The 13,019-nt window shown below is 72.1% G+C and carries 10 protein-coding genes; 7 read left to right on the forward strand and 3 right to left on the reverse strand.

What is annotated here, in order from left to right; genetic code table 11:
* Positions 1 to 43: 43 nt before the first annotated feature.
* The gene (locus ACGFYU_RS34410; protein WP_003983763.1) at positions 44 to 307 is read right to left on the reverse strand and encodes a WhiB family transcriptional regulator; all 264 of its coding nucleotides are present in this window, start codon (positions 305 to 307) and stop codon (positions 44 to 46) included.
* A 645-nt stretch (positions 308 to 952) separates the two neighbouring features.
* On the opposite strand from ACGFYU_RS34410, the gene ACGFYU_RS34415 reads away from it, so the two are divergent.
* The 3 genes from ACGFYU_RS34415 to ACGFYU_RS34425 are packed head-to-tail and all read left to right on the forward strand — an operon-like array spanning position 953 to position 3,812.
* Positions 953 to 1,519, forward strand: a complete 567-nt coding sequence (locus tag ACGFYU_RS34415) for a cysteine dioxygenase (RefSeq protein ID WP_393831233.1) — start codon at positions 953 to 955, stop codon at positions 1,517 to 1,519.
* A 32-nt stretch (positions 1,520 to 1,551) separates the two neighbouring features.
* Positions 1,552 to 2,511, forward strand: a complete 960-nt coding sequence (gene cofD / locus ACGFYU_RS34420; RefSeq protein WP_393831234.1) for a 2-phospho-L-lactate transferase — start codon at positions 1,552 to 1,554, stop codon at positions 2,509 to 2,511.
* Positions 2,508 to 3,812, forward strand: coding sequence for a coenzyme F420-0:L-glutamate ligase (locus tag ACGFYU_RS34425; protein WP_393831235.1), 1,305 nt, complete (start codon positions 2,508 to 2,510; stop codon positions 3,810 to 3,812). The genes cofD and ACGFYU_RS34425 overlap by 4 nt, the downstream gene beginning before the upstream one ends.
* Positions 3,813 to 3,822: 10 nt before the next feature.
* Here ACGFYU_RS34425 and ACGFYU_RS34430 read toward each other — a convergent pair whose 3' ends face one another.
* Together ACGFYU_RS34430 and ACGFYU_RS34435 are read right to left on the reverse strand one after the other, a co-directional pair.
* Positions 3,823 to 4,824: a DNA-3-methyladenine glycosylase family protein gene (locus ACGFYU_RS34430; protein WP_393831236.1), complete on the reverse strand. Its 1,002-nt coding sequence runs from the start codon at positions 4,822 to 4,824 to the stop codon at positions 3,823 to 3,825.
* Between the two features lie 617 nt (positions 4,825 to 5,441).
* Positions 5,442 to 6,818, reverse strand: a complete 1,377-nt coding sequence (locus ACGFYU_RS34435) for a peptidoglycan recognition protein (protein WP_393831237.1) — start codon at positions 6,816 to 6,818, stop codon at positions 5,442 to 5,444.
* Between the two features lie 128 nt (positions 6,819 to 6,946).
* Between ACGFYU_RS34435 and ACGFYU_RS34440 the strand changes: the two genes are divergently transcribed.
* The 4 genes from ACGFYU_RS34440 (at position 6,947) to ACGFYU_RS34455 (ending at position 12,967) form a co-directional block, all read left to right on the forward strand.
* Positions 6,947 to 7,696 carry a TIGR03089 family protein gene (locus tag ACGFYU_RS34440; RefSeq protein ID WP_393831238.1) on the forward strand — a complete coding sequence of 250 codons (750 nt, stop codon included), beginning with the start codon at positions 6,947 to 6,949 and terminating at the stop codon, positions 7,694 to 7,696.
* A gap of 300 nt (positions 7,697 to 7,996) precedes the next feature.
* Positions 7,997 to 9,250 carry an LCP family protein gene (locus ACGFYU_RS34445; RefSeq protein WP_393831239.1) on the forward strand — a complete coding sequence of 418 codons (1,254 nt, stop codon included), beginning with the start codon at positions 7,997 to 7,999 and terminating at the stop codon, positions 9,248 to 9,250.
* Between the two features lie 226 nt (positions 9,251 to 9,476).
* Positions 9,477 to 11,210, forward strand: coding sequence for an LCP family protein (locus tag ACGFYU_RS34450; protein WP_393831240.1), 1,734 nt, complete (start codon positions 9,477 to 9,479; stop codon positions 11,208 to 11,210).
* A gap of 59 nt (positions 11,211 to 11,269) precedes the next feature.
* Positions 11,270 to 12,967: an LCP family protein gene (locus ACGFYU_RS34455; protein WP_393831241.1), complete on the forward strand. Its 1,698-nt coding sequence runs from the start codon at positions 11,270 to 11,272 to the stop codon at positions 12,965 to 12,967.
* Positions 12,968 to 13,019: the final 52 nt, after the last annotated feature.

The raw sequence follows: 13,019 nt of genomic DNA on the forward strand, positions 1-13,019 counted from the left end.
TGCGATGTGCGGTAGGTGCCCGGCGGGATGGTTCCGGTCGGGGTCAGACGGCGGCCTTTTTCAGCCGGCGGCGCTCGCGCTCGGACAGTCCGCCCCAGATGCCGAATCGCTCGTCGTTGGCGAGTGCGTACTCAAGGCATTCCGAGCGGACCTCGCAGGCGAGGCAGACCTTCTTGGCCTCGCGGGTGGAGCCGCCCTTCTCGGGAAAGAAGGACTCGGGGTCGGTCTGGGCGCACAGAGCGCGCTCCTGCCATCCGAGCTCTTCGTCCGCCTCCTCGACCAGCAGTTCCTGAAACAGCTCGGTCATGTGCGCCCCTCGCTCTGTCTGTGCGTCCCCGTGGTGATGCCGTTACTGATCGCTACGTAACGACACGAGTGAAATTACAAGTGCGTGGCTCCAGGGCAGTCAAGCCGAGATCTGCTATTGGGCCCCTTATTCACTCTGCGGAACCAAGCCTATGCAGAAAGTGTTCATATCGCCAAAAATCGTGACACATGCCACACACGCCACGCGATGCCCGCCTTCACCCGTAATCGACGTATCACTCTGGGGTGGGGTTGCGATCCGGCCAAAGAAGCGGCGTAGATCACATTCCGATCACGAGGTGACGCATCCTGGTTTAGATGGCGGCGAGTTGGAGCTCGCGCACAGCGCCACATCCCCTGGCGCGGAGTGCACAAACCTTTCTCCGCGCACAGTAACCGGATGAGGTGAAACTTTTCCCACATACCGGACATTGGGTTGACAGTCCGGCCCTGAACCCGGTCTCCTTGTTCGCATGTCAGCGCCCGCAGCCGCCACCCGAACCCCCATTCGTGGGTTCCTGTGCGCTGCCCAGGTTCGCTGTTGCTGTTGCAGCTGTTGATGCCTTCGGAGCTTCGGCTCCCCTGAGCTCCGGCCGCCCCCACAGCAACCGCCAGCACGACTGACACCGTCGAGGTAACCCCCACGATGAACAGCACCACCGCAGCCGCCCCCGCCCGCACCACCGTCGAGAGCGACCTCCAGATCGCGGGCGACATCCTCGCCGTCCAGCACCTCCTGCAGCCGGCCCGTGAACACCCGGCCACCGTCGCCGAGTTCGTCGGCCTCGCCCGCTCCATCGCCGAGGACCGCGCCTCCTGGGAGCACCTGGTCCGCTACGACGCCACCACCCGCTGGTACCACCGGCTGCGCGCCGTCCCCCAAGCTCTCGGCTCCGCTCGAGCAGGGGGTGCCCCCATCGGCTACGAGGTCTGGCTGCTCAGCTGGGTCCCCGGCCAGGGCAGCGGCTTGCACGACCACGGCGACTCCTCCGGTGTGCTGACCGTCCTGGACGGCGAGCTCACCGAGCACACCCCGCGCGGACCGCTCACCCACCGCGCCGGGGCCCAGCGCGTCTTCGCCCCCGGCTACGCCCACGAGGTCGTCAACGACACCCTCGACGGCGCGGTCAGCCTGCACGTCTACTTCCCGGGCCTGACCGAGATGCCGATGCACAACTGCTCCCCGGCCCGCCCGGAGTCCGTACCGGCCTGACCTGGGCCGCCGGGCCTGACAGACTTCGGTGTATGCGCATTGTTGTTCTGGCCGGCGGTATAGGCGGCGCCCGGTTCCTCCGCGGACTCAAGTCGGCCGTGCCCGACGCTGACATCACGGTCATCGGCAACACCGGTGACGACATTCACCTGTTCGGGCTCAAGGTGTGCCCCGATCTGGACACGGTGATGTACACCCTCGGCGGTGGCATCAACGAAGCCCAGGGCTGGGGCCGCACCGACGAGTCCTTCACCGTCAAGGAGGAGCTCGCCGCCTACGGCGTCGGACCCACCTGGTTCGGCCTCGGCGACCGCGACTTCGCCACCCACATCGTCCGTACGCAGATGCTCGGCGCGGGCTACCCGCTGAGCGCCGTCACCGAGGCCCTCTGCGACCGCTGGCAGCCCGGGGTCCGGCTGCTCCCCATGTCCGACGACCGGGTCGAGACCCACGTCGCCATCACCGAGGCCGGCACCGGCGAGCGCCGGGTCATCCACTTCCAGGAGTACTGGGTCCGTCTGCGCGCCTCGGTGGACGCGGAGGCCGTGGTCCCCGTCGGCGCCGAGCAGGCCAAGCCCGCGCCCGGCGTGCTGGAGGCCATCGCGGCCGCCGACGTGATCGTCTTCCCGCCGTCCAACCCGGTGGTCTCCGTCGGGACCATCCTCTCCGTGCCCGGCATCCGGGAGGCCGTGGCCGCCTCGCCGGCCCCGGTCGTGGGCCTCTCCCCCATCGTCGGGGGCGCCCCCGTGCGCGGGATGGCCGACAAGGTGCTGGCCGCGGTCGGCGTCGAGTCCACGGCCGCCGCGGTCGCCCTGCACTACGGGACCGAGCTGCTCGACGGCTGGCTCGTGGACACCGCCGACGCGGACGCCGTCTCCGAGGTGGAGGCCGCCGGGATCACCTGCCGCGCGGTGCCGCTGATGATGACCGACCTGGAGGCCACCGCGGAGATGGCGCGGGCCGCGCTGGAACTGGCGGAGGCCTCTCGGTGACCGCCCCGACCGTGCCCTCGTACGAGGTGCGGGCCGTCGACGGGATACCGGAGGTCAGGCCGGGCGACGATCTGGCCAAGCTGATCGCGGTGGCCGCGCCCGATCTGCGGGACGGGGACGTCCTGCTCGTCACCTCGAAGATCGTCTCGAAGGCGGAGGGCCGGATCGTCGAGGCCGACTCGCGCGAGGAGGCGATCGACGCCGAGACCGTACGGGTGGTCGCGCGCCGGGGTCCGCTGCGGATCGTCGAGAACCGGCAGGGGCTGGTCATGGCGGCCGCCGGGGTCGACGCCTCCAACACGGCGCCCGGCACGGTTCTGCTGCTGCCCGAGGACCCCGACGCCTCGGCCGCCGCGATCCGCGCCGGGCTGCGCGACATCCTTCGCGTGGACGTGGGCGTGGTCGTGACGGACACCTTCGGGCGGCCGTGGCGCACCGGGCTGACGGACGTGGCGATCGGTTCGGCCGGGGTGCGGGTCCTGGACGACCTGCGCGGCGGCACCGACGCGCACGGCAACCCGCTGAGCGCGACGGTGGTGGCGACCGCGGACGAGCTGGCCGCGGCGGGCGACCTGGTCAAGGGCAAGGCGGCCGGGCTGCCGGTGGCGGTCGTACGCGGGCTGGCCCATGTCGTCGCCGAAGGCTCCTCGGCGCGGGACCTGGTCCGCACGCCCGCCGACGACATGTTCCGGCTGGGCACTTCGGAAGCCGTACGGGAAGCGGTGACGCAGCGGCGTACCGTACGGGCCTTCACGGCCGAGCCGGTGGATCCGGGCGCGGTGCGGCGGGCGGTCGCGGCGGCCGTGACCGCGCCGGCCCCGCACCACACCACGCCGTGGCGGTTCGTGCTTCTGGAGTCCGAGGCCTCGCGGGTGCGGCTGCTGGACGCGATGCGGGACGCGTGGGTCGCGGACCTGCGGGCGGACGGCAAGTCCGAGGAGTCCATCGCGAAGCGGGTGCGGCGCGGGGACGTGCTGCGGGGCGCCCCGTACCTGGTGGTGCCGTGTCTGGTGACGGACGGGGCGCACCACTACGGGCACGCGCGGCGGGATGCGGCGGAGCGGGAGATGTTCGTGGTCGCGATGGGCGCGGGCGTGCAGAACTTCCTGGTCGCGCTGGCCGGGGAGCGGCTGGGGTCGGCGTGGGTGTCCTCGACGATGTTCTGCCGGGACGTGGTGCGCGAGGTGCTGGGGCTGCCGGAGGACTGGGATCCGATGGGGGCGGTGGCGGTGGGCCATCCGGCCGGGGCTCCGCGGGAGCGGGGGGCTCGGGCGGCGTCGGCGTTCATCGAGGTCCGGTAGCCGCCGGATTTCAGAGGCGGCCGATGTCCGTCTTCGGCATCTTCGGGGTACGGCGGGGTGGGACGCGGCCCGCGAGGAGGATCAGGCGGGCGGCGCGGTGGCGCTGGCCGGCGTAGGGGGCGAGGAGCTCCAGCATCGCGGCGTCGTCGGCGTCGCGGTCGCCGGCCAGGGCGTAGCCGACGATGCCGGGCAGGTGGAGGTCGCCGGTGGTGACGGCGTCGGGGTCGCCGTTGCTGCGCTGGAGGGTCTCGGCGGAGGTCCACGGGCCGATGCCGGGGACGGCCTCCAGCCGGGCGGCGGCCTGCGCGGGCGCCATGGCGGCGGCCTCCTCCAGGCGGTTCGCCACGCGGGCGGCGCGGATGACGGTGGCGGAGCGTTTGGAGTCGACGCCGGCCTTGTGCCAGTCCCAGGACGGGATCCGGGTCCAGGTGGCGGCGGTGGGCATGACGTACAGGTCCGGGCCGCGCGGGCCGGGGGCGGGCTCCCCGTACTGGCGCACCAGGCGGCGCCAGGCGCGGTACGCCTCGTCGGTGGTGACCTTCTGCTCCAGGACCGTGGGGATCAGGGACTCCAGGACCATCCCGGTGCGGGTGAGGCGCAGGCCGGGGCGGCGGCGGTGGCTGGCGTGCACGAGGCGGTGGCGGGGGACGAAGGCGGCGGGGTCGTCGTAGGCGCCGAGGAGTGCGGGGAGCTGTTCGAGGATCCAGTCGGCGCCGGGGCCCCAGGCCTCGGCGGCAAACTCCGCTCCGCCGCTCGCGGCCACGCGGAGGGTGGCGGGGCCCTGGGGGGTCTGGCTGGCCTTCCAGACGGAGCCGTCGGGGGTGGTGCGGAAGGTGGGGTCGGCGGGGCCGCGGCGGAGCGGGCCGAGTGTGAGCCCGAGGTCGACGGGGCCGTCGGGGGTGAAGCGGCGGGGCTTGGCGCCGGCGCCTGCCGGGCGGCCGTGGCCTGGGGGCACGTGGGTGCGGCCGCCTCGGGCGGCGGTGGGGGTGAGGGGGTCGAAGCGGCCGGCCATGCGTCGAGCGTATCCCCGGCCGGGGGCTCGGCAGTCCCCGACGGGGGCTCCGCCCCCGTCCCCCTGGCGGGGGGGCTCGGCGGTGCCCTGGCGGGGGCTTCCTGAGGGTCGGGGCCGGTTCTCCGGCCGGGGGCCCGGCCGATCCCTGACGGGGGCTTCCTGAGGGTCGGGGCCGGTTCTCCGGCCGGGGGCCCGGCCGATCCCTGGCGGGGGCTTCGCGGGGGCCGGGGCCGGGGTGGGGTGTCGTCCGGGACGGGCTTCGATGTTCGGCGCCCGTTCCGGGTCGGCTCTGTCGGACCCGCCATCGCGCCGAATTCATCTCGTTTTAGTCCCGGCCGACACCCCACCCCGACCCCGGCCCCGACCTCGGCACCACCATCCGGCCCACCTGGCACCTTCCAGCCCGGGCCGGCAAATCCAGCCCCGCCGGCGTTTGAGGCGCGGGGCCCGGGGCAGAGCCCCGATCTTTGACCCGCACCCAACCCAGCCACGCCAGGCACATCCAGCCTCGCCGGGACCATTCAGCCTCGCCGGCGTTTGAGGCGCGGGGTGCGGGGCAGAGCCCCGGTCTTTGAGCCGCGCTGGGCACGGGCGGCGGAACCGGCGGAGCCACCGGGCTAAGGGCGGCCCTGGAGTTTGGCGGAGGTGGTGCGGGTCGGCGGGAGTTTGGCGTACAGCTTTTTGCCCGGGCATTCCGTGGCGAAGCCGTCCCGGTGGCCCGAGATGACGTTCATCGTGACGTTCTTGCCCTTCGGGTAGAGGTTGCCGCCGCCCGACTTCAGGGTGGTCTTCGCCCGCGGGTCCCTGCTGAAGAGGCCCAGCTTCCAGGCCGTGAGGCGGGCGACCGCGTCGACCGCCGCCGCCGGCGGGGCCGTGGAGGTGTAGGTGCCCAGGACCGCCACGCCCATGCTGTCCGTGTTGAAGCCCATGGTGTGCGCGCCGAGCACCGGCTTGGAGACCCCGCCCGCCCGGCCCTCGTAGACCGTGCCGCACTTGTCGACGGCGAAGTTGTAGCCGAGGTCGCGCCAGCCGCTGCTCAGTACGTGGTAGCGGTACAGGCTGCGGATGACCGCCGGGGCGTCCTTGCAGGCGTAGTTGTTGCCGGAGGCGCTGTGGTGGACGAAGGCGGCCTTGACCGTGTTCGTGTAGACGAAGCCGCTCTCGCGCAGGCTCTCGTCCGCGCCCCACCCCTTGCGGGTGACGATGCGCGGGCGTGGCCCGATGTAGGGGCGGGCCGCCGCGCTCAGCTCGCCTTCGCTCGCGAAGATCGCGTCGGCGGTGGAGTCTGCCTTGTCGAGCGCGATGATCTCGTTCGCGCCCAGCTCGGCGTGCGGCAGGTTCGCGGCGGAGGACTCGGCCATCTCCATGGTCATGCCCGGCGCCAGCTCGCCCTTGTCGTCGCCCTCGGGGCCGCTGTTCTTGCCGTCCGACGCCGCGGGAGGCGTTTCCGCGCCCGGGTCGACGAGTTCGATCCGCATGCCCGTGGGCAGTCGCGAGGCGGCGCGGCCCGACGGTTCCGCCTGGACTCGGACCTCCACTCCGTCGGACGCGCCGACCCACAGGGGGGCGGTGGCGCCGCGGACCCGCCCGGAGCCGCGTTCCGCCGCGTCGGGGTCGGCCGCGTGCTCGCTGTTGTGGGTCTCGACGTCCTGCCAGTCGGACCAGGTCGCGGTCCGCAGGGAGCGGGTGCGGACCTGGACCCGGCCGTGGAGCTGGGTCGCGACGTCGTCCCACACGACGCCGACCAGCGAGAACGTCTTGACCTCGCGGGCGGCCAGGCCCTGAGTCTCGGGGAGGCGGGGCGAGGCGCTCATGCCGGGGGTGCCGGGGGTCCGGTCGGCTACGGGTCCCAGGGGGACGAGCGGCAGCGACTGGGTGGACCCGGCTGGGGTCGCGGGGGAGGCCTCGGCCAGGGCCGGAGTAGGGAGCGCGAGCGGGAGGGCCAGTGCGGCGGCCGTCGCGACGCCGATCGAGGAAGCAAGGAATCCACGCATGGAAAGGATCGTGAGGACCCTCCGCCCTGCTCGCATCCGGGAACTGACGCCCCGTCCGGTGTTCCCTCCCCCGTACGGCCGCCCCCGGATCGTCCGTACGGGGGAGGGGCCCGCGTACGCTGTGGCGGGTGAACGCCAACGACCGCACCCCTGCCGACCTGCTGCGATCCGCGCTCGCCGCCGATCCGGGCCGCCCGCTCGTCACCTTCTACGACGACGCCACGGGCGAGCGCGTGGAATTGTCCGTCGCCACCTTCGCCAATTGGGTGGCCAAGACCGCCAATCTGCTCCAGGGCGACCTGGGCGCCGAGCCCGGCGACCGGCTCGCGCTGCTCCTCCCGGCGCACTGGCAGAGCGCCGTCTGGCTGCTCGCCTGTGCCTCGGTCGGGGTGGTCGCCGAGGTGGACGGGGATCCGGGCGACGCCGACCTCGTGGTGAGCGGGCCGGACACCCTGGACCGGGCCCTGGCCTGCGGAGGGGAGCGCGTGGCGCTGGCGCTGCGGCCGCTAGGCGGGCGGTTCCCGCAGCCGCCGGCCGGGTTCGCCGACTACGCCGTGGAGGTGCCGGGGCAGGGCGACCGGTTCGCGCCGTTCGCGCCGGTGGATCCCGAGGGGCCGGGGCTGGTCGTCGGCGGCGAGGAGCTCTCGTACGCGGCGCTCACCGCGCGGGCCCGCAAGGACGCGGCGAAGCTCGGGCTCGGCGCGGGTTCGCGGGTGCTGACCGGGCTCGGCTACGACACCTGGGACGGGCTGTCGGCCGGACTGTACGCGGCGCTCGCCTCGGGCGGATCCGTGGTGCTGTGCCGGAATCTGGACCGGCTGTCGGAGCAGGCGCTGACCCAGCGGGTCGAGACCGAGCGCGTCACCCACACGGTCTGAGGCCGTCACCCGCACGGCGGGACGGCGCCGCCGGGCGATCTGTCACCCACATGGCCCTAGACACGCCGGTGCCCCCAGGCCGCGCCAGCGACCCGAGGGCACCATCGGCAGTGGCCGCACTCACCCGTACGGCTGTTGTCGTCGTTTGAGAGGACGGACGCCATTGAACCCTCCCCCAGCTGAGGCAGGGGGATTCCCGGCTCACGCCGGCTGCCGGTCGGCGACCGACAGCGCTTACACGATCAACACCAGCCGGGTTGGAACCAGCCCGGTTCGGTACGGCAACGCGTGGAGGTGCTTGTGCCGTCTTGGTTCTCGATCGGCACGGACAGCGCGGGCATACCGGGCGGGAGCGCCGCGGCCGCCGGAGGCGGTCGCAAGCCTCCGCGCAGCCGCAGGCGCCGGCTGCTGCGCTGGATCGGCCTCGGGATGGCCTTCCTGGTCCTGGCGGGGGCGGGCGCCGGGTGGTGGCTCTACAACAAGCTCGACGGGAACATCACCGAGGACACCTCGGCAGCCGCCGAGCTGCGGCGCTACGAGCGCGATCGGCCCGCGCACTTCGCCGCCGGGAGCGAGAACATCCTGCTGATCGGCTCGGACTCGCGCTCCGGCAGCGACAACGCCCGGTACGGACAGGACGAGGGCACGCAGCGCTCGGACACCGCGATCCTGCTCCACCTGCCGGCGGACCGGCGGAGCGCCACCGCGGTGTCGATACCCCGGGACCTGATGGTGGAGATACCGGCCTGCCTGAAGGCGGACGGGAGCCGCACCGAGGACCGGTTCGCGCAGTTCAACTGGGCCTTCCAGTGGGGCGGGGCCGCCTGCACGATCCGTACGGTGGAGAAGCTCACCGGGATCCGGATCGACCACCACATGGTGATCGATTTCGGCGGCTTCAAGAAGATGGTCGACGCCATCGGTGGGGTGGAGGTCTGCCTCAGGCAGCCCGTGGACGACCCCGAGGCCAAGCTGCGGCTGCCCGCCGGGCGGCAGACCCTCCAGGGCGAGGAGGCGCTCGGCTTCGTGCGGGCCCGCTACAGCCTGGGCAACGGCAGCGACACCGAACGGATGGAGCGCCAGCAGCAGTTCCTCGGCTCGCTCGTCAAGAAGGTGCAGAGCAACGGGGTTCTGCTGAACCCGGCGCGGTTGTACCCGCTGCTGGACGCGGCGACCTCCTCGGTGACCACGGACCCGGGGCTGGCCTCGCTGCGCGGCCTGTACGAACTGGCGCGGGGCATCCGGGACATACCCACCGACCAGGTCAAATTCCTGACCGTGCCCCGGCAGCCGTACGCCGCCGACCCCAACCGCGACGAGCTGGTGGAGCCGGACGCGGCCCGGCTGTTCCTGCAGTTGCGGATGGACAAACCGGTCACCGTCACCCCGCCGCAACCCGAACCACAGCCCGTGCGCACGATCGAGCCGGCAGAGGCCGCGGGTGCCGGGACGGCCGCGCCTCCCACGGATCCCGCCGACGGGGGAACCACCCCGACCCCCGCACCCGTCCCCACCTTCCCCGGGACCACCGCGGGGACCGCGGACTGCCGGTAAAGCAATCCCAAAAGCCCGTGATCGAACCGAGCGGAATGGGCAATTCACCCCGTTATAAGGGGAGTGGAATTTGTCACCAGCATGGTTTGCAGCCGCACCTGGCGGATAAGGTGAGCGATCCGGTGCCCCGGCCGGACCAGAGACCGGGCACCCGTTAGCCGGATCGTTGACCGTGCGCCCAGGGGGAGGCGCGTCGCGAGGCACCCGACGGAGGACTCGAGCAACCGTGGATGCGCAAAGCCGTGGCCGGGCCGATGAGATCGACCCCGCAGACCAGTGGGTGCTCAACCCCCGCACCGGCAACTACGAACTGCGACTGGGCAACCCCGCAGCGCAAACGCGCCGTCCCACGGTGGCCCCGCCCCGCAGATCCTCCTCGTCGGCTCCGGCCCCCACCGCCCCCTCCCCCGCCGTACCCAAGCCCCGGCGCGGCGACGGCCCGCCCGGCGGACGGCGCAGCGGCCGCTCCCGCAAGGGCGGCGGCGGTGGCGGCGGCCGGCGCAAGAAGGCGCTGGTCATCACGGGCGGAACGCTGGCCTTCCTGCTGGTCGCCGGCTCGGTGGGCGCGTACCTCTACTACGACCACCTGAACGACAACCTCAACGTCACCGACATCGCGGGCGCGGGCTCGGGCGGCTTCAAGAAGGACCAGGCCATCAACATCCTGGTCATCGGCACCGACAAGCGCAGCGGTGCGGGCAACGAGGGCTACGGGGACAAGGACAGCGTCGGCCACGCCGACACCACGATCCTCTTCCACGTCGCCAAGGACCGCTCCAACGCCACCGCGCTGTCCATCCCGCGCGACCTGATCACCGACATCCCGTCCTGCCCGACGAAGCAGCCGGACGGTACGACGAAGGAGATCCGGGGCACGAAGGGCACCCGCTTCAACAACAGCCTCGGCCAGGAGGGGCGCGACGCGGGCTGCACGATGCGCACCGTGAAGGAGCTGACCGGGATCGAGGTCGACAACTTCATGATGGTCGACTTCAACGCGGTGAAGACCCTGAGCGCGGCCGTCGGCGGGGTGCCCGTCTGCCTGGAGAAGGCCGTCGACGACGAGGACTCCAAGCTCAAGCTGTCGCAGGGCGAGCACCGGCTGCAGGGCGAGCAGGCGCTGGCCTTCGTACGGACCCGGCACGCCTTCGGCAACGAGAGCGACCTGGACCGGATCAAGACCCAGCAGCAGTTCCTCGGCTCGATGATGCGCGAGATGAAGTCGAAGGAAACGCTCACCAGCCCGAAGAAGTTCTTCTCCCTGGCGGAGGCGGCCACCAAGTCGCTGACCGTGGACAAGGGCCTGGGGTCCATCGACAAACTCACCGATCTCGCGGGCGAGTTGAAGGACATAAACCTCAAGAACGTGACCTTCACGACGCTTCCGGTGCTCGACAACCCGGCCGAGAAGGTCAAGGCCACCGTCGTCCTCAACCACACCGACGCCGAGCCGCTGCTGCAGATGATCCGGGGGGACGTCTCGCTCACGGAGGTCGAGAAGAAGGAGCAGGCCGCGAAGGACGCGGCCGACGCGGACGCGAAGGCCAAGCAGGACGCGCTGCTCCAGGGCGCCAAGGCGCCGGCGGCGGACGTACGGGTGGACGTGTACAACGGCGGCGGCCCCCAGGGCTCCGCGTCCACCACCCTGACCTGGCTGCAGAACACCAAGGGCGTGACCAAGTCCGGCAGCCAGGGCAACGCCCCCGCGAAGGTCGGTGCCACGCAGCTCGAGTACGCGCCCAACCAGGCCGACCAGGCCCGGGCGCTGGCCGAGATGATGGGGCTCCCGGCCGGCGCGATGAAGATGGGCACGGCGGACGCCGCGGCGAAGACGCCGATGAAGCTGACGCTGGGCCCGGACTTCAAGGAACCGGGCGCCCCGCTGGCGCCGCCGGTTCCGCAGGAACTGTCGAAGGACATCCAGCAGGCGCAGGCCGACAAGGCCGTCTGCGCGAAATAACGGGCTGAAGCCGGAACAACCGGCACAATACCGACCATTGAGGATCTTGAGGGGGACGTGTGAGGCGCAGCAGCGTGCGGGGGGAGGGGGCGACCGCCCAGGCCGACGGTGACATATCCGGCGGCGGGGCGGGCGCGCCCGGCACGGTGCCCCCACCGCGGGGCGGGTCCAGGGCGGCCCGCCGCGCGGCCGGCGGCCGTCCCACCCGGCGGGGCCGACGGCGCGTCCTGCGCTGGGTGTCGTCCGTCCTGTCCCTGCTCATACTCGGGACGGCGGCGGCCGGTTACCTCTACTACCGCCATCTGAACGGCAGCATCAAGACGGACCCGCTGAACCTCGGCGAGACCCGACTGGGCGGCTCCAAGCCCAACGCCTTCGGGCAGACCCCGCTGAACATCCTCCTCATCGGCTCCGACGCCCGCGACGACGAGGCGAACCAGGCCCTCGGCGGAGCCTCGGACACCTTTGACGGACCGCCGCTGGCGGACGTGCAGATGCTGCTGCACGTGTCCGCGGACCGCAGCAACATGTCCGTGGTGTCGATGCCCCGCGACACGCTGCTGATGATGCCCAAGTGCACCGAGCCGAACGGCAAGGTGCACCCCGCCAGCAAGGGCCTCGTCCAGACGAACGAGTCGCTCCAGCGGGGCGGACCGGGCTGCACGGTCGCCGCCTGGACCGAGCTGACGAAGATACCCATCGACCACTTCATGATGATCGACTTCAAGGGCGTGGTGTCGATGGCGGACGCCATCGGGGGCGTCCCGGTCTGCGTCGAGCAGAACGTCCACTCCCGCACCCGCGACGGCAAGGGCTCCGGCCTGAAGCTGGAGAAGGGCACGACCAAGATCCAGGGCGAGCAGGCCCTGCAGTGGCTGCGCACCCGGTACGGCTTCGAGGACGGCACGGACATCGGCCGCACCCACGCCCAGCACCAGTACATGAGCTCGCTGTCCCGCGAGTTCCGCAAGAACGCCAAGCTCACCAACCCGGTGAAGATGAACAGCCTGGCGCAGGCGGCCATCGAGGCCATGGTCGTGGACCCCGGCCTGAACAAGATCGACAAGCTGTACGACCTCAGCATGGAGCTCAAGAAGGTCCCGCCGGAGCGGATCACGATGACCACCATGCCGTGGGTGTACAGCACCCGCGAGGAGGGCCGGGTCGAGCCCGAGGCGGGAGCCGCCGAGGCCGTGTTCCGGATGGTCCGCGAGGACATCCCGCTGGACGGCAAGGGGTCCGGTACCCCCTCGGACGGGGCCTCCCCCTCGCCGGGCGTCTCCGCGACCCCGACCGCCCCGGCTTCCCCGACCGCGGCACCGACCACGGCCCCGGCCGCGGCACCCGCGAAGATCGCGCTCTCCGTCCGCAACGCCACCGGCGGCAAGGACGGAGCCCAGGCCAGGGTCAAGAACCGGGCGACCGACGTCGCCACGCTGATGGCCGGCAAGGGCTTCACCAAGGCCACCGCCGACACCCAGACCGGGGCCGAGGACACCACGGTGGTCCGCTTCGCCACGGACGGCCAGGCCGCCGACGCCGCCGCCGTCGCCGCCTCGCTGGGCCTGCCCGCCGCCTCCGTGCAGAAGTCCGACGAGGTCTCCGGGATCGTGCTGTTCGTCGGCAAGGACTGGCGGACCGGCGACGCGCCGACCCCGCCGCCGCCCGCCCCCACGGCGCTCCCGACATCCGCCCACGCGCTCAACGGCAACAACGACGGCGCCTGCATGGCGATCCAGCCGGGCTTCACCTGGTAGTTCGTCCGTACGAGGAAGGGGCCCGGTGCAGCAGCACCGGGCCCCTTCCGTA

Source organism: Streptomyces sp. NPDC048337 (assembly GCF_043201175.1).
Taxonomy (GTDB): Bacteria; Actinomycetota; Actinomycetes; order Streptomycetales; family Streptomycetaceae; genus Streptomyces.

Bases quoted from the DNA above. Each gene is read 5' to 3' on its own strand.
- ACGFYU_RS34410 (WP_003983763.1), bottom strand. From the start codon at position 307: ATGACCGAGCTGTTTCAGGAACTGCTGGTCGAGGAGGCGGACGAAGAG.
- ACGFYU_RS34415 (WP_393831233.1), top strand. From the start codon at position 953: ATGAACAGCACCACCGCAGCCGCCCCCGCCCGCACCACCGTCGAGAGC.
- cofD (WP_393831234.1), top strand. From the start codon at position 1,552: ATGCGCATTGTTGTTCTGGCCGGCGGTATAGGCGGCGCCCGGTTCCTC.
- ACGFYU_RS34430 (WP_393831236.1), bottom strand. From the start codon at position 4,824: ATGGCCGGCCGCTTCGACCCCCTCACCCCCACCGCCGCCCGAGGCGGC.
- ACGFYU_RS34435 (WP_393831237.1), bottom strand. From the start codon at position 6,818: ATGCGTGGATTCCTTGCTTCCTCGATCGGCGTCGCGACGGCCGCCGCA.